The 26,987-nt window shown below is 45.2% G+C and carries 22 protein-coding genes and 1 tRNA gene; 13 read left to right on the top strand and 10 right to left on the bottom strand.

Going from position 1 to position 26,987, the window contains the following annotated elements; genetic code table 11:
- Positions 1 to 104 precede the first annotated feature (104 nt).
- From QQL66_RS01085 to QQL66_RS01065, 5 genes are all read right to left on the bottom strand, one after another.
- The gene (locus QQL66_RS01085) at positions 105 to 1,670 is read right to left on the bottom strand and encodes a sigma-54 interaction domain-containing protein (protein WP_284377741.1); all 1,566 of its coding nucleotides are present in this window, start codon (positions 1,668 to 1,670) and stop codon (positions 105 to 107) included.
- Positions 1,671 to 1,728: 58 nt separating this feature from the next.
- The gene (locus QQL66_RS01080) at positions 1,729 to 2,223 is read right to left on the bottom strand and encodes a hypothetical protein (protein ID WP_284377740.1); all 495 of its coding nucleotides are present in this window, start codon (positions 2,221 to 2,223) and stop codon (positions 1,729 to 1,731) included.
- Between the two features lie 38 nt (positions 2,224 to 2,261).
- A complete protein-coding gene (locus QQL66_RS01075; RefSeq protein WP_284377738.1) occupies positions 2,262 to 3,455 on the bottom strand; it encodes a polysaccharide deacetylase family protein in 1,194 nt (397 codons plus the stop codon).
- 209 nt (positions 3,456 to 3,664) lie between these two features.
- A tRNA-Met gene (locus tag QQL66_RS01070) sits at positions 3,665 to 3,741 on the bottom strand.
- A 50-nt stretch (positions 3,742 to 3,791) separates the two neighbouring features.
- Positions 3,792 to 4,610 carry a helix-turn-helix domain-containing protein gene (locus QQL66_RS01065; RefSeq protein ID WP_284377736.1) on the bottom strand — a complete coding sequence of 273 codons (819 nt, stop codon included), beginning with the start codon at positions 4,608 to 4,610 and terminating at the stop codon, positions 3,792 to 3,794.
- 337 nt (positions 4,611 to 4,947) lie between these two features.
- On the opposite strand from QQL66_RS01065, the gene ppa reads away from it, so the two are divergent.
- Positions 4,948 to 5,484 (top strand): inorganic diphosphatase, encoded by a 537-nt coding sequence (gene ppa, locus QQL66_RS01060; protein ID WP_284377734.1) that lies wholly within the window; start codon positions 4,948 to 4,950, stop codon positions 5,482 to 5,484.
- A gap of 90 nt (positions 5,485 to 5,574) precedes the next feature.
- Here ppa and QQL66_RS01055 read toward each other — a convergent pair whose 3' ends face one another.
- Positions 5,575 to 6,333, bottom strand: coding sequence for a hypothetical protein (locus QQL66_RS01055; RefSeq protein ID WP_284377729.1), 759 nt, complete (start codon positions 6,331 to 6,333; stop codon positions 5,575 to 5,577).
- Between the two features lie 205 nt (positions 6,334 to 6,538).
- Entirely contained in the window at positions 6,539 to 9,133 is a 2,595-nt protein-coding gene (locus QQL66_RS01050) for an efflux RND transporter permease subunit (protein ID WP_284377726.1), read from the bottom strand.
- Positions 9,134 to 9,327: 194 nt separating this feature from the next.
- Here QQL66_RS01050 and QQL66_RS01045 point away from each other — a divergent pair, with 194 nt between their 5' ends.
- On the top strand, positions 9,328 to 9,948 hold the full coding sequence (locus QQL66_RS01045) for a bacteriohemerythrin (protein ID WP_284377719.1): 621 nt from the start codon (positions 9,328 to 9,330) through the stop codon (positions 9,946 to 9,948).
- Between the two features lie 26 nt (positions 9,949 to 9,974).
- Here QQL66_RS01045 and QQL66_RS01040 read toward each other — a convergent pair whose 3' ends face one another.
- The 3 genes from QQL66_RS01040 to QQL66_RS01030 form a co-directional block, all read right to left on the bottom strand.
- A complete protein-coding gene (locus QQL66_RS01040; RefSeq protein ID WP_284377717.1) occupies positions 9,975 to 10,964 on the bottom strand; it encodes a DUF2333 family protein in 990 nt (329 codons plus the stop codon).
- A 188-nt stretch (positions 10,965 to 11,152) separates the two neighbouring features.
- The gene (locus QQL66_RS01035; protein WP_284377715.1) at positions 11,153 to 13,117 is read right to left on the bottom strand and encodes a bifunctional diguanylate cyclase/phosphodiesterase; all 1,965 of its coding nucleotides are present in this window, start codon (positions 13,115 to 13,117) and stop codon (positions 11,153 to 11,155) included.
- Between the two features lie 110 nt (positions 13,118 to 13,227).
- Positions 13,228 to 13,854 (bottom strand): transglutaminase-like cysteine peptidase, encoded by a 627-nt coding sequence (locus QQL66_RS01030; RefSeq protein ID WP_284377713.1) that lies wholly within the window; start codon positions 13,852 to 13,854, stop codon positions 13,228 to 13,230.
- A 505-nt stretch (positions 13,855 to 14,359) separates the two neighbouring features.
- Here QQL66_RS01030 and QQL66_RS01025 point away from each other — a divergent pair.
- The 11 genes from QQL66_RS01025 to QQL66_RS00975 all read left to right on the top strand — a co-directional run bounded on the left by QQL66_RS01025 (position 14,360) and on the right by QQL66_RS00975 (position 26,776).
- Positions 14,360 to 16,009 carry a GGDEF domain-containing response regulator gene (locus QQL66_RS01025; protein WP_284377711.1) on the top strand — a complete coding sequence of 550 codons (1,650 nt, stop codon included), beginning with the start codon at positions 14,360 to 14,362 and terminating at the stop codon, positions 16,007 to 16,009.
- Positions 16,010 to 16,280: 271 nt separating this feature from the next.
- The gene (gene aroQ, locus QQL66_RS01020) at positions 16,281 to 16,727 is read left to right on the top strand and encodes a type II 3-dehydroquinate dehydratase (protein WP_284377708.1); all 447 of its coding nucleotides are present in this window, start codon (positions 16,281 to 16,283) and stop codon (positions 16,725 to 16,727) included.
- An 18-nt stretch (positions 16,728 to 16,745) separates the two neighbouring features.
- On the top strand, positions 16,746 to 17,195 hold the full coding sequence (accB, locus tag QQL66_RS01015) for an acetyl-CoA carboxylase biotin carboxyl carrier protein (RefSeq protein WP_284377705.1): 450 nt from the start codon (positions 16,746 to 16,748) through the stop codon (positions 17,193 to 17,195).
- 140 nt (positions 17,196 to 17,335) lie between these two features.
- Positions 17,336 to 18,682: an acetyl-CoA carboxylase biotin carboxylase subunit gene (accC, locus tag QQL66_RS01010; RefSeq protein ID WP_284377704.1), complete on the top strand. Its 1,347-nt coding sequence runs from the start codon at positions 17,336 to 17,338 to the stop codon at positions 18,680 to 18,682.
- A 63-nt stretch (positions 18,683 to 18,745) separates the two neighbouring features.
- Positions 18,746 to 19,630 (top strand): 50S ribosomal protein L11 methyltransferase, encoded by an 885-nt coding sequence (gene prmA / locus QQL66_RS01005; protein WP_284377702.1) that lies wholly within the window; start codon positions 18,746 to 18,748, stop codon positions 19,628 to 19,630.
- An 82-nt stretch (positions 19,631 to 19,712) separates the two neighbouring features.
- Entirely contained in the window at positions 19,713 to 20,990 is a 1,278-nt protein-coding gene (locus QQL66_RS01000) for a DUF3426 domain-containing protein (RefSeq protein WP_284377699.1), read from the top strand.
- A 200-nt stretch (positions 20,991 to 21,190) separates the two neighbouring features.
- Positions 21,191 to 22,180 carry a tRNA dihydrouridine synthase DusB gene (dusB, locus tag QQL66_RS00995; protein WP_284377696.1) on the top strand — a complete coding sequence of 330 codons (990 nt, stop codon included), beginning with the start codon at positions 21,191 to 21,193 and terminating at the stop codon, positions 22,178 to 22,180.
- A complete protein-coding gene (fis, locus tag QQL66_RS00990) occupies positions 22,177 to 22,515 on the top strand; it encodes a DNA-binding transcriptional regulator Fis (RefSeq protein ID WP_431356876.1) in 339 nt (112 codons plus the stop codon). Before dusB ends, fis begins: the two co-directional genes overlap by 4 nt.
- 138 nt (positions 22,516 to 22,653) lie before the next feature.
- On the top strand, positions 22,654 to 24,237 hold the full coding sequence (gene purH / locus QQL66_RS00985; RefSeq protein WP_284377694.1) for a bifunctional phosphoribosylaminoimidazolecarboxamide formyltransferase/IMP cyclohydrolase: 1,584 nt from the start codon (positions 22,654 to 22,656) through the stop codon (positions 24,235 to 24,237).
- Between the two features lie 204 nt (positions 24,238 to 24,441).
- The gene (purD, locus tag QQL66_RS00980; protein WP_284377691.1) at positions 24,442 to 25,731 is read left to right on the top strand and encodes a phosphoribosylamine--glycine ligase; all 1,290 of its coding nucleotides are present in this window, start codon (positions 24,442 to 24,444) and stop codon (positions 25,729 to 25,731) included.
- A 127-nt stretch (positions 25,732 to 25,858) separates the two neighbouring features.
- Entirely contained in the window at positions 25,859 to 26,776 is a 918-nt protein-coding gene (locus QQL66_RS00975; protein ID WP_284377690.1) for a substrate-binding periplasmic protein, read from the top strand.
- Positions 26,777 to 26,987: the final 211 nt, after the last annotated feature.

The raw sequence follows: 26,987 nt of genomic DNA, 5'->3' as shown, positions 1-26,987 counted from the left end.
TTATATTTAATTCTTATTTTTCAATAAGTTAAGAAAACAAAATAAAAGAAATAACGATATATCGCGGCGAAATATAACGAAATCACGATATATAACCACACTAATTATCGGACTATTCGAAGCTTTTTCATTCTGGATCTTAACGTGCTCGGCGGCAAATCCAACAGATCGGCCGCGCCCTGTTTTCCAGAGATCACCCAATTCGTTCGCTCAAGTACTTCTAAAATGTGCTGACGTTCAGCTTCAGCCATCGTTAACACAGGTAAAGTTGAAGAGGCGCTGCTCGAATATTGTTTGTTTAAGGCTGAATCAAATGGGCCATCTATATATGTGTGACGCTGATGAGAATCTTCTGTCGGCTCATAATCTCTCTGTTCAAAACCGGTCGGCTCGAACTCTCTCCCCTCAAAACCGGTCGGCTCGAACCCCGTCGGCTCGAACCCCGTCACTTCCAACCAGGGTGAATGAGTGACAATCGCTGCACGTTCAAGCAGGTTATTCAACTCACGAATATTGCCTGGCCAACGATAACTGGAGAAGCGCTGCAACGTCTGATCCGAAACACCAAACAATTGCTTTCCTAATTGTTTCTCTAGCTTATTCAAACGATGGCGGATCAGCGCAGGTAAATCCTCTTTACGATCCCGAAGGGGCGGAATCACCATAGGAAAGACATTCAAACGATAATAAAGATCTGTTCGGAAACTGCCTTCATCGACCATTTTCCGCAAATCCCGGTTAGTGGCCGCAATTACACGTACATCCACAGGAACTGGCGTGGTGCCACCGACCCGCTCAAATTCACCTTCTTGCAACACACGAAGTAACTTAACCTGAACATCCAACGGCAGTTCGCCCACTTCATCAAGAAACAAGGTGCCGCCGTTGGCCAGCTCAAAACGACCAATGTGGCGTTTAATAGCGCCAGTGAAGGCCCCTTTCTCATGACCAAACAACTCACTTTCCACCAGATTGGTAGGAATAGCACCGCAGTTAACCTTCACCATCGTTCGATTTTTGCGGTGACTAGCTTGATAAATTGCATGAGCAATCATCTCTTTCCCTGTGCCACTCTCCCCTTGAATGAGAACCGTGGCATCAGTTTTGGCAACTTGTTCGATTTGAGTCTGAATCATTCGAAATGCAGGGCTGTCGCCGATCAGTTCTTGTAACTCCAGCTCATCTTCAATTTCATCTTTGAGATAGCGGTTTTCCGCTTCAAGCTTTTCAGTGAGGGTCTTGACCTGATCGAAAGCGATTTGCAACTTCTGTTCGGCCAGCTTTCGTTCGGAAATATCCTGAAACACCACCACAGCCCCGACCAATTCACCATCCTGAAAAATCGGGGTACTGGAATACTCCACCGGAAAACTGGAACCGTCTTTGCGCCAAAACAACTCGTAACCGATTTTATGCTCGACACCGGTTTGGGCGGTTTTGAAAATGGGGCACTCAATTTGAGGATAAGGGCTGCCATCCGGCTTGGTGTGATGATGGTAAGAATGAATGGGCTTGCCAATGGTTTCCTCAGCACTCCAACCCGTTAATCGTTCAGCGGCCGGATTAATAAAGGTCGCTACCCCTTGGCGATCCAATCCGTAAACCCCTTCATTCATCGAACGAAGAATTAATTCATAGCGCTGAACGTATTCATTAATTGGTGTTGTCACCCGCCCACATCCTTAGTGTCCATAATTATTCGTTTGGGAATTATGGACGTAACCGGGCTTATTGAGAAGGGCAGTTGTCTACTGGGACAGATTTTAGGATTCGCTGATATACACGAACGGTGGCAGGAATATCCAAAGGAATGGGCTCATGAGTTCGAATATCCCACCGCGCATTCAAACCCAGCACTGTGGTGTATTGTGCATCCTGTTGACGCTGAATCGTAACTCGCTGCTCACTTTGCTCATCACGAACCATCTGATAATCAACACAAGGTTCTGACTCTTTACGCTCTCTTAAACGCTGATCAACAAAGGTTCCGATGGTAAACCAATCCGTGGAGTCCGTAGCAAAGTAAGTGATCACCAACCGACCTTTGGAATCGGTTTTCTCCTGATAACCAAGTTTGCCATCGTAAGGCTGATAAACAGTGCCAGCACAGCCATGAAGTCCAACAGCAGAAACCAAAATAAAAAGAAGCGCCGAAAATAGTGTTAACGGAAGTCGCACAAATGAAGAATATGACCCGCTTGTTTGTTGACCGACCTTGCTCATAAACTCCCCCTGTCTTCCATTGATAGGTAAAGTGTAGATTATTCTGGATACCACTGGTTATTGGCAGCTAAACGAATCACGGGTTGGCTGACCCAATAAAAACGTCCAGACCATTGAGAAGGTAACGTACAATTAAAGCGAGATCTACCCACTGGAGCGTCTTTCACCGTTTCCACCAGGAAGCCATGAATCTTATCCGCCTGACCAACCAACGCCAGCGGCACCCGCCCCTGACCAGAGGCATAACAGGTAATTCGTTTGGATTGCTGAACCGTCAGAGGTACTTCAAAATACGCGGCAGGCTGAGCTTCGTCGTGCAGATAAAGCCAATCCTCTTTATCCATATGAGGTAGATCATCCAGCACATCGCCGGCTTCAATCTCACCAGAAGATACGCCTAACTTCACTAAGCCAACAGGCAGTGCTAACGCATTCACTTTGGTAATGAAATCATCAAGGTCACTGTAGTAACCACCAAAAGGAAATCTCGGAATCGCCTGAAGGTTAACACCCTCACCGACCGCGCCTGAATGCTGGGCAAAACCTACGTATCCCATTTCCTCAAGCAATGTCATAACCTCAGGGTTGTACTCTCCAAAAGGATACGCCAACGCTTTATGTGACTGGCCTAGCTTTTCCTCTAACAAGGCTTCGGTTTGTTCGATTTCTCCCCGAATACGAGCCAACCATTGCGCTTTGGTTTCACCCTCGTGTTTCCGAATCAGATGCAAATGACTGTGGGTGTGATTGGCAAACTCTACACCATCCACCGCCATCTCTTTCATCTGGGACCAGCTCATAGAGTGCTTGAATTTTTGATCAACGGCTTGCGTATTCACAAAGACAGAGAATGGAAAACCTCGCTCTTTCAGCAAAGGCCATGCAGTCTCATAAATGGAGGCATACGCATCATCGAAAGTAATGACCGCCGTTTTATCTTCAGTCAGTGCTCCCGTCTTAATACGCTGCAAGAATGCACTTAATGAGATCACCTGGAAGTTTTCTTGCACCAGATAATCGAGATGCGCTTCAAAGGCTTCCGGCTTTATAGAGGTGAGAAAGGGGGTCTGTTCACTGACATGGTGATATTGCAACACCGAAATGGCGCGTTCATTCTGTTCAAACGCCTTAACAATGGAATAGGTCATGGCCCAAAACACAGCAACCAACAAACACTGAGACAGCCGCAACGCGACCTTATTAACCAAACGACGATTAATGCTCTGTTTCATCGTTTTTCTTATTTACTCCAAGTACATCTAACAAAAAGGAACATTTACCTTAGGACACTAACTCACTGCAAAAGTTGTCCCACAACTGCAGATACTTTTCTTATTCCTACCAAGAGCGAACCGACGACCTTCAGGTCTTACTCTTGTTAAACCCTGCCCCAACTTTCAGGCATAAAAAAACCGAGATATAAAATCTCGGTTTTTGAATCTGGTTGCGGGGGCCGGATTTGAACCGACGACCTTCGGGTTATGAGCCCGACGAGCTACCAGGCTGCTCCACCCCGCGTCATTGTGGGGCGCATTATATGGGGGTCCCCCAATACTGTCAAACCTTTTTTACTTTGAATCCTGTTTTTTTCGTTCAGAGCGTTTTTCTCCCGTCGAATCTCCATCCTCAGGATCAATAATGGTGTCTTCCACATTCTCTTGCTGAGCTACAAAATGCAGCGCCATTTCAAAAGAGGAACGTGTAAATTTCAACACCTCAGCAAACCCTTCATCACTCAGTTTACGAGCTGCATCGTGACCTCGCATGATATTAATAAACTGACGCTCACGTTCATATTGAGTGGTAACTCGAGCTGGCCCCCAGGTTTCAAGTAACTTCCAGACTTCCGGGTTATAAGCACGAACATACTTCAGAACAAACGGCACCGGATCATGACGAGCCAATAATGCAGACAGCCTCAGAATCAATTCAAAAGATAAAGTCGCCGTGCCATTTTCAACGGCTTCCACCAACCCTTTATCAGACAAATCCAAAGCCTCGGCCAACTCATCACGGGTTAAGCCTGCCACTTCTCGCATATCGCGAAGCGATTCTCCGGCATCCGCAATTAATCTGAGATTCTCCGGTGACTGAACGAAATTGGACGCTTTATTCAGCGTTGTAACACCGGTTTTCCAGGCCATTTTCAATGCATCTTCCGCAACTCGCCGAACGAATGAAGAGCGACTTCCCACATCTCCCGAATCACGTTGTGCATTGTTCTTTTGGGATTTACCTTGCCTGAATGGATTATCAGCAGAATAGGTTTTCGTATTTTGTGTGTAATCCTGATTATCTTTTTTATTGCCTGTTACATCATCAGAACCCGACGCAGCCTGCTTTTTCTTTGCCGGTGACTCCTGACCTTTCTTTGTCGAATCGGTCATCTTCGAAATCCTTTCTGGTTTCTGGTACTTCTGAATAATATGCCATGACTATGAAAACAGAAAGACAGAACGACCTGCTTTCTATGAAAAACAATGCGTGAATCAACGACTTGTCACGCAATTAAGGCATTCTGTCACCTAATCCCATTCGCTGTTTAAAAGGTAATTCAAGGGTTTTCTCATTACTCATAAGCAACCGAGTTTGAGGAGCCTATCTGAAAAAACCAAATAACTGGGCGGGAACCTACGGATTGAACTAGGATTCCACGAATTCAGGCTCTATAATCAGCGCTTTATTTTTTCAACCTCACAATTCACCCATATTTAGGAACAGAATATGAGCTACAACAACATTCCTGCGGGCAAAGACGCTCCGAATGACGTATTCGTTGCAATTGAAATCCCAGCGAACCACGCGCCAATCAAATACGAAATCGAAAAAGACTACGATGCGTTGATGGTTGACCGTTTCATGGCAACACCAATGTTCTACCCAGCAAACTACGGTTACATCCCTCAAACTCTAGCGGATGATGGCGATGCATTGGACGTTCTTGTTGTAACTCCATACCCGGTAGCTCCTGGTTCTGTAATCCGTTGTCGTCCTGTGGGTGTTTTGAACATGACTGACGAAGCTGGCGAAGACGCTAAGCTAGTTGCTGTTCCACACACCAAACTAACTAAGATGTACGACGACGTTCAAGACATCGAAGATCTTCCAAAATTGCTTCGTGACCAAATCGCACACTTCTTCGAAAACTACAAAGATCTTGAAGAAGGCAAGTGGGTTAAAGTTGAAGGCTGGGAAGGCGTAGAAGCAGCGAAGAAAGCAATCGTTGAATCTATCGAAGCCTACAACAAAGCTGAAGGTTAATATTGAGCTATTAGCTTGGTATTAAACGAAAAAACCGCCGAAAGGCGGTTTTTTTATGTTTCAGTAAACAGGGTATCTCATTAGAAATCCCTACTCCTCAAACGCTTCTTCGCCCCCTGCCTGGCTCATCCCTGCTCTTAAATCACGAACTTTCTGCGCCATGTTATTCTTCACGAAGTTTTTATATTCCAAATTATGGAAGCTTACGATGGTGACCGCTTGCTTTTCCATCGCAGCGTAAAGTTTGAGGTTATCTCGGGCATTTGTGGACTTTGATTTTTCAGCCGATTTCTTTACGTGATCCAGCAGGCTTTCACTCAGAGAGATGGTTTGCTTAGCCATACTGCTCATATCTTTGATCAAGGTATCGTCAAGATAAGCTGCATCAAATTCGATTTGATGATCCAGCTGTTGGGCCAGGTTATAGGCTTTTCGTGCCTCAGAATAAAAAGTTTTGAGACACTCTTCCTGTTTGCTTGCATGCATCCCTGCCAGCTCTTGCGCTCCTAGCTTGCTAATTTTGCTTGCAGCATCAGCACTGGTTTTTCCCCACACAACAAAGGCTTTGTAGATTTCTTCCATCGCACGTATGGATTTACTGTCGATCACCACTGGCGTGAATTCCAGCATTGCAGATTCATCCACATTAAAGTCTTTCATCATCTGACGATTCATTTTAACCAGCTGTTGCTTGGCCTTATGAATTTCTTTCTGAACGTTTTTTAGCGCAATATCCGATACGGTTTTGGCTTGTTTCTTTAAAAACCACCAACCCAACGCAAACATAATCAGCAACATCACAGTGAAGCCAACGATATTAAATACAATAACTGTTTCAACGGAACTCAATCTGATGTCCTCTCTCACCTACAAGAGTGTATTAGTGGCTATATTCAACCTTCGCTTTATTTATCGGATACACCGAAAAATAATTTAGACTCAATACCTTAGTTCGGATATTTCAACTCAACTAATAATAGTCAAAATAGCGCTATCCAGAACAAAAATCACACATAATTTATTCTGGAGAGCTTTACAGACTAAAGCGGTGCCATTAGGAATTGCTTTCCGTCGCCATCCGAGCCTTTTGTGCATCCCCATTACCTACCGGCTTACACAGCAAGATCAGCGACGGCAGCAAGGTTAAGGCTGCAAAAATAGCCGCCACCATCGCCAGACCAGTTAAGATCCCAAAATAGATGGTTGGAACGAAGTTCGACAACGCCAGGATGGAGAAGCCCACAACAATAATAACTGAGGTATAGTACATCGCCTTACCAATACTGCCGTGACAGCGAACAATGGTGGCTTTGTAGTCGTAATCTTTGGGGAATTCTTCCATAAAGCGATGGATGTAGTGAATGGTGTCATCCACCGCAATCCCCACTGTAATAGCAGCGATGGTAATGGTCATCATATCCAAAGGTAAGCCAGCCAGCCCCATCGCCCCCAACACCATGCCAGCCGCCAGCATGTTCGGAATAATCGCGACCACTGCAAGATAGAAAGAACGGAACAGCACCCAGAACATCAACATGATCGCCAAAAACACCACACCTAAAGTTTCAATCTGTGAGGTGAACAAGCTTTGTAGCATGTTGTTGTAAAGCACCATCATGTTGGTGAGCCGATATTGCTCGACCTCTAAACCAAATTTTTGCTGAAGATCCGTCTGAATTTTTTCAAGCAATTCTGCCCGACGCAATTCAGGATCTGAGTCGATAATACGCATGGTAATGCGGGCCGTGTTCGCATCATCAGACAAGTAAGGTTTGATCAGGATGTCAGACACATCTTCCGGCACCATAGTACGTACCAAGGCTAACTCAAAATCGCTTAATGGCTTATCGTCATTCAGCATGGTCGCCAAGTCCATTACTGTACTCAGTGATAACACCTTGCCGATTTCAGGGTAAGATTCCAGATATTGATGAATCTCTTTCAATCGCGCCAACTGTTTGGTGGTTAGCCAGTAGCTTGGCGCATTGGCTTCATCGGCCTCCCCAAAACCATCGCCCATGTCACCGAACGCATCTCCCAACCCGTCCAAATCACCCAGCTCTTCGCCCATCTCATCTTCTAAGAAATCATCGCCTTCAAGTTCTACCGCTTCGAAAGGCGTTTCCAGAGACTTCACAAACTCATCAAATTGCTGATCCGGCTTGATTACAATGTCCAGCGGCGTTGTTCCGCCAAGCTCCTGATCGATCACCGACATCCCTTGGTAAATTTCGGTTTTATCATCAAAGTAACCGATAAAGCTGTTTTCTACTTCCAGCTTGGTAATTCCAAAAATTGATCCTGCCGCCAGCCCAAGTGAAATAAACGCTATCGACACATAACGACGTTTCGCCAAACCAGCAAAGAAAAGCGTAAAGGCTTCGGTAAAGTCGTGTTCTTCTACCGGCTCATCCACCGGAATCAATAACATCAATACAGGGAAAATAATAAAGGTCAGAAGGAAAGCCAAACCAACCCCGGTAGCCATCATCCAGCCAAAATCGATCACAGGTTTAATGCCTGAAAACACCAACGACATAAAGGCAACAATGGTGGTAAGGGAGGTATACAGACACGGCTTAATCATGTGCAAAGTGGTCGATTCCACCAACTCAAACTGGTTTGCCTTTGGCATCTCCAGATGCAGTTCACGATAGCGCACCACCAAGTGCACACACATCGACATAGTAATGATCAGAACCAGCGACACGAAGTTGGATGAGATAACCGTCGCTCGCCAATCCAACAACGCCAGCAAACCGACCAGCCAGATGGAGGTCAACAAGCAGCTCAATAGAGGAACCAAGACCCAGCGCACTTTCCTGAAGATAACCGTTAACATTGCAATCAGGAACAGAACTACACCGATACCAAAGGTCACCAGATCATCTTCAATAAAGCTGATCATGTCGGAAGTAATCATGGTCACACCGCCTAAGAAAATATCGGCATGTTCACGATGCTGATCAAGAATCGCCCGAACGTCAGCAATCGTTTGGCTCTCACGTTTTAGTCGGGCAGCATTGTATTCGGAAAACTGAGCCTCAGCATGTGCCATGTCCGCTTGCTTACTGAACCCTTCTTCTTTCGAGGCATTTCTGAGTTCGTTACGAGCATTCAGCAGGCGGTAGTATTCGGTATCGCGTTTTAGATTAACTTGAAGAGCCGTGGTCTTGGCATCTTCACTCATCAACAGCTGATTATAAAGCGGGCTGTTCTGAAACTCTTTCAACGCCAATTCTTTATTTACCCCAGGCGTTGCCAGCGTTCTCATTCCCTGAGACAACTCAGTTAAACTGATTCTGGGGCTGTCCAACAGAGGCACATTCAGAATGCTCACCACCGAAGAAACATCATTCAACGCCTCCAGCTTGGTTGAAATCAGACTGATTTCATTCAGGCTTTTATCACTAACAATGGAATCATTCTTGGGTGCATAAGTAATAAACAGAAAGTCATCCGCCCCGAATTCCTTCACCACGTCACGAAAATATTTGAGGTCTTTATCGTTCTCCAGAGTCAAAGAATCTGCTGATGCATCAATTTTAAAGGACTGGCCCGAGATAACGGCCAATACCGACAATCCCAAAATAATCAGCAGCCACAGCCTAGGATTAGATAAAACGAGTGAACGATAAAAAGAGAACATCAAACAACGTCCTTGTGGTTTTAATTAGAGTATTCATAGTGCATTAAAAAGAAGGGAGCACTATAAACCAAGTTGAATTCACTGCCTATGCTATATTGATCAAAATCAATACAATGCACAGGTAAACTTCTTAGGGTGATCGCGTTGTATTAGACTGACGACAGACGTCTTATTCCATCGCTAAAGGGTTGTCTATGAGTTTATTCCGCTGGAAACCAGAGTATGCCGTAGGCATCAAAGTCATTGACGATCAACATCAAATCCTGATCAGTCTAATCAACAAACTGCATGATGCGATTGAATCCCAATTTGAAAGCGCTTCTTTAGAGTCCATTCTTGAAGAATTGTTCGATTATACGCGTTATCACTTTACCACCGAAGAAACCCTGATGGCTCAGTATGGTTATACTGAAGAGAAGCTGACAAAACACAAGAAACAACACCAACTGTTTATTGCTGAACTGAACTCCAGCCAAGCCGACATCGACAAGCTCACCATCGAAGATGCGGCACTCATTCAAGAGTTTCTGGTCAACTGGTTGAAGAACCACATCCTCAAAGTGGATACCAAACTGGCCGAGTTTCTGCTGAACCACGATTGTATTCACGATCAACAGGTCGAACCGTATCAAGTCTCGGATGAGGACAACGCCTCAGCCAATCAACATCAACAAATTAAGGAAGATGCCAAGAAGGCAGCCAGTGAGTTATCCAATCAGATTCACCAGCTAGATCCATTTAAAATGACGGAAGCAGAAGTGGATCAACTGAAGGATCTGGCAGATCAATTAACCCACTTGTTGGAGCAACTCTAAGATCAGAGGGTAATAGGCTTAACCTATTACCCTTGCTCTAGCAGACTTCTTAAATCGATGATGGCTGCGTGAGCACGCGCCACATAAGATGCCATCACCAATGAATGATTGGCTAACAAGCCAAACCCTTCACCATTCAGAATAACAGGGCTAAAGACAGACTCCTGTGTAGACTCTAATTCACGAATAATTTGCTTCAAACTGATACGGGCATTTTTCTTTTCAAGTACCGGGCGGAAATCATTTTCAATCGCCGTCAGAATCTGAATCAACGCCCAACAGGAACCGCGTGTCTGATAGAACACATCGTCAATTTCCAGCCAAGGCGTTTTTACAATTTCATGGTCCACACCCGGTGTCGCTTGCTCCGCTACATTATCGCCCGCCAAATCCGTATTAATCTGAACCTTGCCTACCGCTGCACTCAAACGCTGAGATAAGCTACCCAAACGGGTTTCCACATCCGATAACCAGCGGCTTAGGTTATCCGCACGGGTATAAAACTGAGCACGCGACTCTTTTGGATCGGCCAAACGACCCAGATAAGACTCTAAATAATCTTGGGCGTCCTGATATTGAGATTCCGACGAAGGAAAGAAGCGGCTCTTGTGATCAAAATTCAACAAAGGTTCCGCTTTGGCAAGATCTTTGTCCTCTGTCGATTGAGATTGAGATCGACTGAAATCACGACGGAAAGCACGTGCCAAATCGCGAACCTGCACCAACACACCAAATTCCCAATTTGGCATATTGTCCATGGCAACCCCTGGCGGAAAGATATCATTGGAGATATAGCCACCCGATTTATTTAATAGGGTATCGATAACCGATATTAAGGTGTGAGTAGTGACATAGCCCGTCACTAGATTCTGCGAGTTCTGCTCAGCATGATTGGTAGCTGCCGTTACCACCCTGATAGAATCTGGTTCTGAACTCCAATACCAACCGATCAATGTAAGCAACAAAACAAATGCGCCAACACCACCTGAAATACCATACAACGTTTTCTTATCCATTTATCTTGCCTCTTTTCCATCTACCAGCGACATCAAACTACTGATTAAGAATGAGAGCTCGCTCTCCGATTCATTTGAAACTCTATTCAAACCAGAGATCTCAAAACTCGCAGTTCATTTGATTTATTCAATCATTAAATCAACGCAGTGTCTCAGTCGATATAATGAGTTTAGCGTTTAGCAGCGCTCTAATGAGGTTCCGCTAACGGCTTACCAAATAAATATCCAATGGCACCATCCAAGCCTAACGCTTTTAGCACCTCATACTCTTCGTCCTTTTCTACACCCTCGGCATATACTTTAATATCCAAGTTATGTGCAATTTGGATTAAGGAACGAATATAAAACTGATTATCTTTTGAAAGGTGTACATCACGAATATAACTGCGATCCACTTTCAAATGATCGACCTGAACACGATTCAGATAACTAAAGGTTCCCGAACTTGCGCCAAAGTGATCAATCGCTAACTTCATGCCGTAGGCACTTAAAGATTGCGACAGAGCAATGATACTTTCCGCATCCTGATGCAATGCATACTCAGACACTTCAAGAATCACACGTTTCGATACGGCTGGATTTTCCTGGGCCACTTTCAGCAACCAATCTGCAAACTTTTTGGATAAAAGTGACTTAGGAGACACATTGATCGTCAAGCGTAAATCGTGTGTCTGACTGACCATCAAAGACATCGCCTTCGTGATGATCAACTGATCAAACTGCTCCGTCCACTGATAGCGCTCAACCATTGGCCAGAACAACGAAGCCGTTACCAAACTGTCTTTGTAATCGGTTCTCGCCAGTACTTCGTAATCCGACGTACTGGCGACACCAAAATGCTTAACCGGCTGATACAGCAATTTAACGGCTCGACGTTCCAATACCTTTTCCAGATAACCACGCCACGCTTGATCCCCCATCACGCCATCGGATTCAATCGCTTCGCTGGTCGACAGCATAATGACCGTATTACGGCCCCGTCCTTGCGCTCGACGCAACGCCTGGTCCGCAAGACTGATCAAATCTCCCGTACTTGGAATCTTGGAAGTTTCTGAATAATAGGCCAGACCAAGGTGCAACTTATCCGACATGTCACTCTTACCATGAACCGCCGGCAACATAGACAAATCTTTAAACAGTTTTTTCAACGCCTGCAATGCATGCTCTCTGGAAACATCCGGAATAAAGATCCCAAACTCAGCCCCTTTTAAACGAGCGGTTATGATCTTGCTGTGATCTCGACGCATGACTTTAATCTGATTGGAGAGTTGAACTAACAACTCATCCCCCTTGGTGGTGCCATGCTCCTGATTAAACTTATCAAATGCCCGAATTCCCACAAGGATCATCGCGCCACTTTTGCTGCCCTGTCGCGGATCAAGATACGATTTAAAGTGAGCCACAAAATCACGTCGATTCGATAAGCCTGTCAGCGAGTCCCGAAACGACATTTCTCGCAACTGTTCTGTCATTTCCGCCTGATCGGAAAACAACTTGCTCAACTTCTCTGCCATGCCGTTCATAACCATAACGACACGTCTTAACTCTCGTGCTTTAGGTAGTGGGATGGTTTGGAAATCGCGATTAGAGATGGCGTTTGCCTGATGCTCCATATCCGATAATGGCTTCAATAAGGTTTTCATAAAGAAGATGATCATGATCAGCGCTGCACCCATCAACAGCACAACCCACACCACCATTTTGCTGGTAATCGACCAAAGCTTACCGTAACTTTTTTCAGAATTCGGCTCGACAAAGATACGACCGTATTGCTGCCAGCCATCCGTAACTTCACTTTCAGCCGTTACACTTTTGAATTCAATTAAACTCTTAAACCAGGAAGGTACGTCTGACATGATCGCTTCGGATTTTTTCTCAATCAGCAGTCGACCGTTCACCGAAAACACCCGAATGCTCTGATAATCGCCACCATCAAACATGGCGTTGAGCAAGGTCTCCAGACTGGCTTGATCATTTTCCCGAAGTGCCGTATTCATCGAAATGGCAAGAGAACGGGCGGCATCCTCCGCATTAATATTCAACTGACGGTTCAGGTGCTCCTTGACCGACCATACACCTGACGAGATATTTCCAGCCAACGCTAAAAATAAGATTGCCATCGTCATTACTACGAGCCGTTGAAACAGGGTCACGACTTAATCTCCTTTTAAGCCCCTCTTATTCAGGGCCGTATCTTCTCAGTCTAACCTATTCGGCGCAAGCGAACCGAAAGGTCATGATATTTCTAGTAATTTTTTAAACACTATTTACTGGATGCTCTGGCAAATTCAGGGAGCAGACCTAACGGATCATACTCTGACATCCGCTCTACAAACTCGCTCCACATGGTCACCCGGGATGCACCACCCAGCCTAATATTTCCTGACATTTTATTTAGCCAAAAACCACTGGCATTGAAGCTGTAAACAGGCACCAAATCGCGTCGTTTGGATGCCCTTTTAATCTCGGGAATCAAGTTATCCAATACCAATGGTTCAGAGGAAGGCGTTGGATAATAAGCCAGAACCATATGCGCCTGTTTTAACTTCACAGCTTTTACGTAGGTAATCCGTAATTTTTCCGGGTCCATCCCGGCTTTGATCAAGGTAAAATACTTGGCCAATGAAAAGTCTTCGCAATCTCCGGCTTTTCGGGACAACGACTCATACGGCGTAGCCCAGTAATCTTCCTGTTCCCAAAGAAGCTGGTCACTGATAAAACGGATTTCGGTATTGAAATACTGATTAACTCGATCGAGTTTTTCCTGGTCTTCAAGCAAGGAGACCTCATCAATCAAGCGGGAGAAACTTTCTTTGATCTCTGGCTTCAGGCTTATGTCGGCAGACAAGACCAAAACAGGCAAAAGCAATATCAGAAGAAACGCTTTCATTGTGCGTTTCCCAAACTGAACCTTACTCTGAATCACAACCCATTCCTATCCATGCACCATCACTTCCTATTGGCATTGATACATCCTGTTACCATTCTTTCATTCTGAAACGTTACTTTCATTGCCAATATAAAGTCTAAGCCTATACAGTAGGAGGTGTTACTGTCTATAGTACTACCTATAAATAGTACCAACTGATAAATAGTACGTACTAAACCGCTATCTAATACAGCATTCGACGCTATAACACGATCAAGGCAGTTAGTTACTAGCCATAACTAATTAGCCAAAATTATTGATCCAAACCATTAACCAAATTATTGGTGATGGAAAGTTACACGATTTTATAGCTGAAAACGATGAGAAGATGGCCGTCAGTAAAGAAGTAGCTGGAAACAAATAAGAATTTCCATGCATCACTAATATATCTTTACTACAGTTAATAATTATAAGTAAGATCATCCTAATAGGGATAGGTTCTAAAAATACGAAGTGGTTAGCCTACATGACAGATTCGAATACTCCGATAGAAAACACCCCCCCAACTCAAGCTTCGGATCAAAACACCCCCATCAGTAAAGCCACCACACAATCCCGTCGACTCATCAGTACCTGGCAAGCTTTTAACAAAGCCGGTTGGACCCAAGAAAATCTAAAGCAATTACAGCTCATCAACCAAAGACTTATTGGCTATTCAGAACGATATCAAGACGAAGATCACCTCACAGTTGCTCAAGCTATCGAACAAGTTATCGCGCAGTGCCAGGACTCTTTAGAAAAATCGAAATTAGACTTACTGACACAACGGGTTCGGGATCTGGCTAAAATCACGTTACGAAAATCAGATAAGAGCCAACAAGAAGAGACACCTCCTCAACTTAAGTTACGTAAACCAATTTATCTTGCTATCACAGATACCACTTATGCTGCGAAACTCGCCAAGCAGTTGAGCTACTTCGGTTTACAATGCAAACAGCTGAGTACAAAAGACGAACTTGAACAACACTTACGCATTACTCCGCCAAGTATTTTGCTAATAGAAACCAACTTCTGCGGCACTCAAGATTCCGGTGTTGAGCTGATCCAACAACTTAAAGACGAAAGCCGCCTGGATTTTCCGGTCAGTTTCCTTTCATTAGGCAACTGCACCCTGGAAACCCGATTAAAAGCCATTCGAACTGGCAGCAAGTCGTTTTATGTAGAATCTGTTGACCCAGGACGATTTATTGAAAGCATCGACGTTGAAAACAGTGATGTCTTAGATAACGATTACCGAGTTTTGGTACTGGACGACTCACGATCCCAGGCGCACTTTATCGATACTACGCTTAAAAAAGCGAAAATGACCGCAAAAGTGATCACAGATCCTCTACTGATCCTCGATACGTTAGAAGAGTTTCAACCCGATCTGGTGGTTCTGGACATGTACATGCCTGGCTGCACCGGATCAGAATTAGCCCACATTATTCGTCAGCACGAAAAGTGGGTCAGTATGCCCATCGTTTTCCTATCGGCAGAAGACGACATCAACAAACAGCTACAAGCTATGAGCTTAGGCGGTGGTGATGATTTCCTTACCAAGCCGATCAACCCTGATCACTTAATCCGAACGATTCGAAATCGTGGCAGTCGTGCAAAATCATTGCTTGCACTGATGGTGCGTGACAGTCTTACCGGCCTGTACAATCACACCCACAGTCTACATAAGCTCGATAATGCCATTCAGCACAATCTGAGAGATAAGACGCCGCTGTCTTTCGCGATGCTCGATATCGATCACTTTAAGAAGGTGAACGATACCTACGGCCACCCTATCGGGGATAAGGTAATTAAGAGTCTTGCACTCTTCCTGAAACAACGACTTCGTAAAACTGACGTAATTGGTCGTTACGGTGGTGAAGAGTTTGCTGTCGTCTTGCCGAATACTTCGGCCACTGATGCAGTGATGATCTTGAATGAAATCCTTTCTAAGTTCCGCAATATTGCCCAATCTGCCGGCGAAAAAGATTTCAACGTAACCTTCAGCTGCGGTATTGCGGCACTAGCACCTGAAATTAAAGACGCCTCAGCTTTGTCCGAACTTGCTGATAAAGCCCTCTATGAAGCAAAGCGCGCAGGCCGGAACTGCGTCCGCCTCTACTCAGGCACTGAGTAGCTATCCCCTCTTACATTTATTCCGCCCTACAATTTGTCCGTTTAAGAAGTAACCTTAGAGCAATTAATTAAGGTTATTTCTTAAATTGGAATGCAATTTCTAATTTCTTAACCTATCCTCAAGGTCAAATATTGCAAACTTTGTTTCGATCTTGCAGGCAATTTCTTAAAACGTTCGCTTTTTTCAAAAGTTCAGACAGAAATCGTGGACACCTGCATCAATTTTGTGCAAACTTTGCGGCCAAATTAATCATTCTCATTTTGGTGAACCTATGGCGGATATTCTGGTATTGCACGGCCCCAACCTTAATATGCTCGGCATAAGAGAGCCTGGCATCTACGGTTCAAAATCGCTGGACGACATAAACAGCGATCTGGTGCAACAAGCAGAATCGCTAGGAGTTACGTTGGACACCTTTCAAAGCAACACTGAAGGTGAACTGGTAACTAGAATTCAGCAAGCGTATCAAGAATCCGTACAGTTCATCATTATTAATCCAGCAGCCTATACGCACACCAGCGTTGCTATGCGAGATGCTTTACTGTCAGTAAAAATTCCTTTTATTGAAGTACATCTGTCTAATGTGCATCAAAGAGAAAGTTTTCGTCATCATTCTTACTTCTCTGATAAAGCCGTTGCCGTCATCTGCGGACTTGGCGCTAACGGGTATACCTATGCATTAGATGCTGCTTACCAACAAATTTCTCAAGCCAAATAGTTGCCTTGGAGCCCCATCATGGACATAAGAAAAGTTAAAAAGCTGATTGAGCTGATTGAAGAATCAGGCATTGAAGAACTTGAGATCAAAGAAGGCGAAGAGTCTATTCGTATTAGTCGTCGCATGAGTGCACCAGTCGCGCCGGCAGTGATGCCTTCAGCAGCAGTGGCTCAGCCGACCGCCGAAGAAACTAAATCATCTGAAGCAAAAGAGAAAAAAGACGACAAGCCAGTTGGTCATGTTGTGACATCGCCAATGGTCGGCACCTTCTATAGAGCACCATCGCCTTCGTCTCCGGCCTTCGTAGAAGTAGGTCAACATGTTAAAGCGGGTGATGTAATCTGCATCATTGAAGCAATGAAGATGATGAACCAAATTGAAGCTGATCGCTCAGGCATTGTTGAAGCCATACTTATCGATAATGCACAGCCGGTGGAATTCGGACAAGCGCTGATCACTATTGTGTAGCGTACCCGAGGCACAGGGCAAAATGAGTAACTGACATTGGTCAGTTACCTCACCAGAGTGCTACATACACCATCAAAACCCGAATATAATGGCCCACTCCGGGAATTAACTGTCGTCATTCGTAATCTACGAGTAAAAGAATGCTTGATAAAGTCGTTATCGCTAACCGTGGAGAGATTGCTCTTCGCATCCTCAGAGCATGTAAAGAGCTGAACATTAAAACTGTGGCAGTCCACTCTCAAACTGACCGGGATTTACTGCACGTTCGACTGGCGGATGAATCAGTCTGCATTGGCTCCAATCAACCTCTCGACAGTTACCTGAACATTCCGGCAATTATCAGTGCCGCCGAAGTGACTGATGCTATGGGTATTCACCCAGGTTACGGGTTTCTTGCTGAAAACGCAGATTTCGCAGAACAAGTCGAACGCAGTGGTTTCACCTTTATTGGCCCAACGGCAGACGTTATTCGCCTAATGGGCGATAAAGTCTCTGCCATTCGCGCCATGAAAAAAGCCGGCATTCCAACGGTTCCCGGCTCCGATGGACCACTTCCAAAGAACAAAGACGCTATCAGCAAAATCGCCCAACGCATTGGCTATCCGGTCATCATTAAAGCCGCTGCCGGTGGTGGTGGTCGCGGTATGCGTGTTGTACACAGCGAAGCCAGCTTAATTCACTCAGTATCCGTCACAAAAGCCGAAGCATTAGCGGCCTTTGGTGATGATACGGTTTATATGGAGAAGTTCCTGGAAAATCCTCGCCATATCGAGGTTCAGGTACTCTCGGATGGACAAGGTAATGCCATCCATCTTTATGACAGGGATTGCTCTATCCAGCGAAAACACCAAAAAGTCATTGAAGAAGCTCCGGCAATTAATATCGATGAAGAGGCCCGCCAAGCGGTTTTCGATGCCTGTATCAAAGCCTGTCTTGAGATCAACTATCGTGGCGCCGGTACGTTTGAATTCCTGTATGAGGAAGGTAAGTACTACTTCATCGAGATGAACACCCGTATTCAGGTTGAACACCCGGTGTCTGAAGTCATTACCGGTATTGATCTTGTTCGCCAACAATTGTTGATTGCAGGTGGAGAACCTCTTTCCATCAAACAAAGCGATGTAAAAGTTCAGGGGCACGCCATTGAAAGCCGAATCAATGCGGAAGACCCGAACAGCTTTGTACCGTCGCCTGGTACCGTGAAATTCTACCATCCGCCAGGTGGCCCTGGCATTCGCGTGGACTCTCACCTTTATGCTGGATATACAGTTCCACCGTTTTATGATTCTTTGATCGCCAAGGTAATTGCATCAGGTGAGTCGAGAGAGCAAGCCATTTGCCGCATGCAAAACGCAATGGAAGAAATGCTGATCGACGGCATCCGCAGCAACATCCCATTGCACCGTCGTTTGATGGGTGATCAAGGTTTCTGTTCTAGCAGCTACAGTATTCACTACCTTGAAAGCATTCTTAAGAAACATCATTAAGACACACCATTTAATTATTAAGGAGACAGCCACATTCGCTGTCTCCCCTCTGGATCAGATACTATGAGTTGGCTACAAATCAAAATTACCACCCAAGCAGAAAGTGCAGAGCAACTGGAAGACTATCTGCTGGAACTGGGCGCCAGCTCAATCACTCTCGAAGATCCGGAAGATCAACCCATCTACGAACCGCAACCGGGTCAAACACCACTGTGGAAATCAACTCGTGTGGTTGGTTTATTTACTGAAGATTTCGATATTGATGCAGTTGCCAAAGCGGTTAACGACTTTGCCGATACCAACAGCATCCCACATCAAATTCAAACTGAAACGGTAGAAGATCAAGATTGGGAACGCGCCTGGATGGATGACTTCAAGCCTATCCAGTGCGGTCAACGTTTATGGGTTTGCCCAAGCTGGCTGGAACCACCAAAGCCTGACGACATTAACTTGATTCTAGATCCCGGACTTGCTTTCGGAACAGGCACCCACCCGACTACGTTCTTATGTCTGGAGTATCTGGACAGCTTAGATCTGACCGACTTACATGTACTGGATTATGGCTGTGGTTCAGGCATTCTGGCAATCGCTGCGTTACTGCTCGGAGCAAAAGACGCTATTGGTGTGGATATTGATCCACAAGCGTTAATCGCCACTGAAATGAACCTGGAGCGAAACGGTTTACCAAAAGAGAAAGTGACTCTTTACTTACCGGATCAATTTGAAGGTTGCCAGTCGGACATTACTGTTGCCAACATCCTGGCAGGCCCCTTAGTTGAGCTGGCACCGGCCATTGCAGGTAACACAAAACCAGGCGGACATCTCGCACTGTCAGGTATTTTGCAAGAACAAGCTCAAGAAGTATTTGATACCTACAGTGAGTACTTTGATCTGAATCCAATCAAACAAAAAGAAGACTGGATTCTCATCACAGGACAAAAGAAGTAAGCTAGTATTCACAAGGCTTTGAAGGTGCTATAGCATCTTCAACAACGTCAGCTTAAGGGATTTAACACACAGGACTCGCATTATGGTCGCGGAACTGATCACCCAATGCCCAAAATGCCAAACATCGTTCAAAGTCAAAGATGAGCAATTAAAAGTTGCCAACGGACTTGTACGTTGTGGTAGCTGCCTGCACGTTTTTAATGCCGTTGAGTTCAGCGCCATTAACAGTAATGCGCCTGTGCCACCCAAGCTCAATCAAGAAGAGGAGTTATCCATTGATGACCTCTTCGAACAAGATACCCTAAGCCAAATTGATCAAAACATTGACCTGACGGATGACAGCGTCAATGAGTTCATTTCCTCCTCTTCTGATGACGATGACTTCGATCTCGATGACGAGAACCTTCTGGATATTTCCGACGATGCCTTTGCAGAAGACGACGATCTTGATGCAGATGCCCTGTTTGGCGGCGCTCCAGTCTCCTCTAAGCTGGCTCCTCAAACCGTAGACACACCCAATGACGATTGGGCGGAGAAGCTGCTCGAAGAACTCGACTCTGCACCAGCCGAAGAAAAAGCCAATCAATCTTTCGATGTTCAAGCGAAAGGGGCTTCGTCTGACTCACAGGAAAAAGTCGTACAACAAACCAAAGCAGCCACGACAACATCATCACAAGCAGCTCCAACACAAACATCTCTAACACAAGAAAGCTCTGCACCGCCTCAACCTAATCTATCGCCCACTCACTCTGATAGACCAGAACTGCAGACAAGACCAGAGCTACAAACCAGACCTGAGATACAGCCACAGCCAGATCACCAAGCACCCTATATAGAAAGTGAACCGGTTTATCTGAGTACAGAACCAACCAAGAGTAAAGCCCAACTCTATTCCAACATAGGCTGGGGTGTAGCTTGCTTGTTGGCTTGTCTATTAATTGTCTTTCAGATTGCCTGGCTAAACTTTAATACCTGGTCAAAACAGCCTGACTTACGTTCCAGCTACACCCTTGCCTGTGCAATTCTTGACTGCAAACTGCCGGATATTAAAGCGCTGAACAAAGTTCGAGCAAGTAATCTTATTGTTCGAAGTGACAGCAGCAATCCGAATCACTTATTGATTGATGCCATCATCACCAATCAAGCATCGTTTTCTCAACCCTTCCCGAAACTTGCCCTGATCTTTACGGATAACAATGGCAAGGTGGTTGCCAGTGGATTAATTCATCCAAACCAATACCTTGGCGGGGAACTCTCAGGGGCGACCATTATGGAGAAAAACGTGCCAATTCATGTTGCCTTCAAAATCCAAGACCCGGGTTCAAATGCCCGCAGTTACAGATTAGAGTTCTTTCCGTAAAGAAGCGTAAAAAGTCAAGAACAAAACGATCAATTTCTAAACAATTTTTTTGATCTACAGCCTTTTCCCGCCCGGTTGAAATCGGTATCATAGCGCCCCTGTCTTTGAGGCAGCGAACAATTTTCAACCAATCGAAAAGATTTCCTCAAATACTTTTCGATCTATCTAATCAATAACTGTCTGTCATTAACGGAGCTTCTGTGATCCAGCTTGGCCCTTATACACTGGAAAATCGTCTGATTCTCGCGCCTATGGCGGGTGTCACCGATAGACCTTTCAGGGTACTTTGCAAGAAGTTGGGCGCAGCCATGGCCGTTTCAGAAATGGTCACCTCCGATAAACGTCTATGGAAAACCGCAAAGTCGTCATTACGAATGAACTACGATGGTGAGCCCGGTATTCGCAGTGTACAAATTGCAGGCGGTGATCCAGAGATGATGGCCGAAGCAGCAGCACTGAGTGCAGAACGTGGTGCTCAAATTATCGACATCAACATGGGGTGCCCGGCTAAAAAAGTCTGTAACAAGGCTGCTGGGTCTGCGCTATTGAAAGACGAAGCACTGGTTGAAGATATTCTAAAAGCCGTCGTTGCCGCTGTAGATATTCCGGTTACGTTGAAAACACGCATTGGCTGGTCTAAAAATCATTTGAATGGTATCCGCGTTGCAGAAGTGGCGGAAAAAGTTGGTATTACCGCCCTGGCCATTCACGGCCGAACACGAGAGTGTAAATACCACGGCGAAGTGAATTACCAAGCAATCAAAGACATAAAATCTGCCGTATCTATCCCGGTGTTTGCCAACGGCGACATCGATAGTCCTGAAAAGGCCGAGCAAGTTCTGGATTTTACCAAAGCCGATGGCCTGTTAATTGGCCGTGCGGCACAAGGCAAGCCTTGGATCTTTCAAGAGATCAATCACTATCTGGAGACAGGCGAAAAGCTGGCCGCTCCATCACTTCAAACAGTAGAAGCACTGTTGGCCGAACATCTCGTGGCCCTCTATGAATTTTATGGCGAGTTTATGGGTACTCGAATTGCCCGTAAACACGTGGGTTGGTACCTACAAACCCAACCTGAAAGTATCAACTTTCGTAAAACTTTTAACCGTTTGGACACCCCTTCTGAACAACAAGAAGCGATCCAACTTTATTTTCAACAACTTACACGCACAGGAAGTATAGCTGCATGAGTAATTTTGAGACTGCCGAAGCCTCTATGATTCAGTCAGATCAATTGGCATCATCTAATCCAGGCGCCACTCAATTTAAAGAACACCTAACAGCGCCCGTTGAACAGCATCAAACGTTACGCGACAGTGTGGAAAAAGCACTAAACAACTACTTCAACCACCTTGATGGACAAGAAGTAACTGATGTTTACGATATGGTTCTATCAGAAGTAGAAGCGCCATTACTTGAAGCTGTAATGCACTTCACTCGTGACAACCAAACCAAAGCAGCGGTTATGCTGGGTTTGAACCGAGGCACGCTTCGTAAAAAACTTAAGCAGTACGGCCTTCTTTAATCAGTATTCAAAGACCTAGCCTTTCATCAGTTAATTCACTGATGGAAACTTTGAGTACATCGATAAATGATAAATAGCCTAGACTCGTTTATAACGTGTAGGGCGAACAAAAAACTATCAACAGGTATAGCCAACACCATGTCGACAACAGATCAAAAATCCGTTAAACGCGCGCTAATCAGTGTTTCAGATAAAGCAGGTATTGTTGAGTTTGCACAGTCTTTGACTGATCTAGGGATTGAACTGCTTTCCACTGGCGGGACCTATCGTTTACTACAAGAAAATAACATCGCAGTGACGGAAGTTTCTGATCACACAGGTTTTCCAGAAATGATGGACGGCCGTGTAAAAACCCTTCATCCAAAAATCCACGGTGGCATCCTAGGACGTCGTGGACAAGACGATGAAATCATGTCTGAGCATAACATTGCTCCGATCGACATGGTGGTTGTTAACCTATACCCATTCCAAGAAGCCATTGCTCGTCCAGACTGTGACTTGCCAATGGCAATCGAGAATATTGATATCGGTGGCCCAACCATGGTTCGCGCAGCAGCGAAGAACCATAACGATGTGGCTATCGTTGTGAATGCATCAGACTACGGCGAGCTGTTGGCAGAATTAAAAACCAACGAATGTCAGCTAAGCCTTGAAACCCGTTTTGATCTTGCGGTTAAAGCATTTGAGCACACAGCTCAATACGATGGTGCTATCGCAAACTATCTGGGCAATCGCAACATCGCTGGTAACACCACCAGCGATTTCCCAAGAACATTTAATACGCAGTTCATCAAAGCGCAAGAGATGCGTTATGGCGAAAACCCACACCAAAAAGCAGCGTTCTATGTGGAAGAAAATCCACAGGAAGCCAGTGTTGCTACAGCTAAGCAACATCAGGGTAAAGAACTGTCTTACAACAATGTGGCGGATACTGACGCGGCACTTGAAACCGTTAAACTGTTTGAAGAGCCTGCCTGTGTGATCGTTAAGCACGCTAACCCTTGCGGTGTGGCTACAGGTGCAAACATTACCGAAGCCTATGACCGTGCATTCAAAACTGATCCAACCTCAGCGTTTGGCGGCATCATTGCTTTCAACCGTCCTTTAGACACTGAAACAGCAAAAGCGATCATCGATCGTCAGTTCGTTGAAGTGATCATTGCGCCAAGCATTGAAGCGGGCGTGTTGGACATCACTGCAGCAAAAGCCAACGTTCGAGTGCTTGAGTGTGGCCAATGGGCTGCGGATCGTGCACCTGCGTTGGATTACAAGCGTGTTAACGGCGGCCTTCTGGTTCAGGATCTGGATCTTGGCACAGTTGGAGCAAGTGACCTTAAAGTAGTTACTAACAAAGTGCCTTCTGAAGAAGAAATGCGTGATCTTTTATTCGCATGGAAAGTTGCCAAGCAAGTGAAGTCCAATGCCATTGTTTACGCTAAAAATGCCATGACCATTGGCGTGGGCGCAGGACAAATGAGCCGTGTTTATAGCGCTAAAATTGCAGGTATTAAAGCAGCCGACGAGAACCTGGAAGTTCGTGGTTCAGTGATGGCTTCTGATGCATTTTTCCCATTCCGTGATGGTATCGATGCAGCCGCCGCTGCCGGCATCAGCGCTGTGATTCAGCCAGGTGGTTCCATGCGTGATCAGGAAGTGATCGATGCAGCCAATGAGCACGGTATGGCAATGGTGTTCACAGGAATGCGCCACTTTAAACACTAATAGGTTTAAACACTAATAGGTATAAACACTAATGAGTACAGGATGGGATCGATGGACATCAATATGACCTCAAGCCGTCATATTCATGGGACTAAATTGAGTCTTCAGGATCCCAAATCCTAATCGGTGTTTGGTAATAAATTTTACGGGTCACGCATGTTGGCCCGTTACTGTTTTTAAATATCAGGAAGAAGAGAGAAGATCATGAAAGTATTAGTGATTGGTTCGGGTGGTCGTGAACACGCACTGGCATGGACCGCTGCAAAAGCAGAAAACGTGGAGCAAGTATTTGTAGCTCCTGGCAACGCAGGGACAGCACTTGAACCGAACTTGACCAATGTAAACATTGATGTGTTGGATCAAGACAAGCTGGTTGCCTTCGCTCAAAAAGAAGCCATTGATCTTACTATCGTAGGCCCTGAAGCCCCTCTTGTAGAAGGTGTGGTGGATCGTTTTGAAAAAGAAGGTCTGAACATCTTTGGCCCAACTCAAGGTGCAGCACAGTTGGAAGGTTCAAAAGCCTTCACAAAAGACTTTCTTGCACGTCATAACATCCCGACGGCTGAATATCAGAACTTCACCGAGATTGAGCCTGCAGTAGCCTATGTTAAAGAAAAAGGCACACCAATCGTTATTAAAGCGGACGGTTTAGCGGCTGGTAAAGGCGTGATCATTGCTCAAACTGAAGAAGAAGCAGTGAATGCCATTGAAGATATGTTGGAAGGCAACAAGTTTGGTGACGCTGGTTCACGAGTGGTTGTGGAAGAGTTTTTAACTGGTGAAGAAGCAAGCTTCATTGTGATGGTAGACGGTACCGACGTATTGCCATTGGCCTCTTCTCAGGATCACAAAGCTCGTGATAATGGCGACCAAGGCCCGAACACGGGTGGTATGGGTGCGTACTCTCCTGCACCTGTTGTGACTCAAGACATTCATGATCGCATCATGAAAGAAGTAATCATGCCGACGGTTGAAGGTATGCAAGCCGAAGGCAATCGTTATCGCGGTTTCCTTTATGCCGGTATCATGGTGGCTGCCGATGGCACACCAAAAGTACTTGAGTACAACTGCCGATTCGGTGATCCAGAAACTCAACCTATTATGCTTCGTTTGAAATCAAATCTGGCTGACCTTTGCTTAGCAGCCATCCAGGGTAAACTGCCTGAAACAACGGTTGAGTGGGATGAGCGTGCTTCTGTTGGTGTCGTGATGGCTGCTGGCGGCTATCCTGACTCATACAAGAAAGGCGACATCATTACCGGTCTGCCACAAATGGAAGTTGAAGGCATCAAAGTGTTCCATGCCGGTACAGCTGAACATGAAGGCAACGTAGTTACAAACGGCGGTCGTGTACTGTGTGCAACCGCATTGGGTAACAGTGTTTCTGAAGCTCAACAGAAAGCTTACTTGTTGGTTAAACAAATCAACTGGGATGGCGTTTACTACCGTACCGACATTGGCTACCGTGCCATTGAACGTGAACAAAACAGCTAATTATTTAGCTGCCAGGTTCCACGATTAAAAAACAGGTCTTCGGACCTGTTTTTTTGTGTCAGACATTCACTCTTTTAAAGAGAGTCTCCTCTACACTATAAGAAGAGCTCTTATAGATGAATTTAGAATGCAACGACCTCTCTTCAACCGTATGTCAAATACACCCTGGTTAATGTACCTTGGGCAACTTTTTGTCTGTTTCTTATTCAGCACAACGCTTCATGCCAAAGACACCATTATCTACCCCAAGCAACAAGACATCACCAGCCATCAAAACAGCTACTTCTACCAACTCATGGATCTGGTACTGAGCAAAACAGTGAATGAATTTGGTGAATATGAACTGAAACCGAGTATCCAAGACATCCCGCAAAAACGGGCAGTATTGATGCTTTCGGAAAATAAACGCATTGATTTAATGTGGACAATGACATCCAAAGAGCGGGAACAAATGCTCCAAGCCGTCTACTTCCCCTTACTCAAAGGATTATTAGGGCACAGAATTTTTATCATTCGTACCTCTGATCAAGAGAAATTTAAAAACATCCATTCCTTCGACCAACTAAAGACGCTTCTTTCAGGGCAAGGTCTAGGTTGGCCTGATGTAAATATCCTCAGACATAATGGCATTAAAGTCATTGAAAGCCCTGACTATCAAAACCTGTTCGACATGCTCAGAGCCGAACGATTTGATTACTTCCCAAGAGGCATCACTGAAGCCTGGGGAGAACATAAAAACCTGAATGACGACTCACTCATGGTCGAACAACACCTACTGTTCAGATACAAAGCTCCGCTCTATTTCTTTGTGAATAAAGAAAATCACCGATTGCATGATCGCCTGCTGCGAGGGCTAACACTGGCTCTGGAGGACGGTTCGTTCGATGAACTTTTTTATCGGGAAAGCAATATCAGACAAAGTATCCAGCAAACGGACATCAAAGGCAGACTTGTCTTTGACCTGGAAAACCCTGATGTTCTTGAAACCAAAATTTTCGAAAACTCTGCTCTTTGGCTTTCTAACGTTGACACTTCATTTGAATGACGACTGGAATCCGATATCCGATTAACGGGGCCTCGACTGCAAATACGCCGTCTATACTTAAATGAACCCTAGTGAAGGGTGAGGAGTTTTACCAATAGGAATAAGGAGGGATACATCATGGAACCCGAAATCTGTGTACCGCACAATGAAAAAGAACAAAAGAATGTTCGCGCCCTAGCGAGCTATTTTGATGAACTTTATTACTGGTGAT

It is taken from the genome of Litoribrevibacter albus (assembly GCF_030159995.1).
GTDB classification, from domain to species: Bacteria; Pseudomonadota; Gammaproteobacteria; order Pseudomonadales; family Litoribrevibacteraceae; genus Litoribrevibacter; species Litoribrevibacter albus.
Note: the sequence above shows the minus strand (reverse complement) of the source record. Positions and strands in the feature narration are given on the sequence as shown.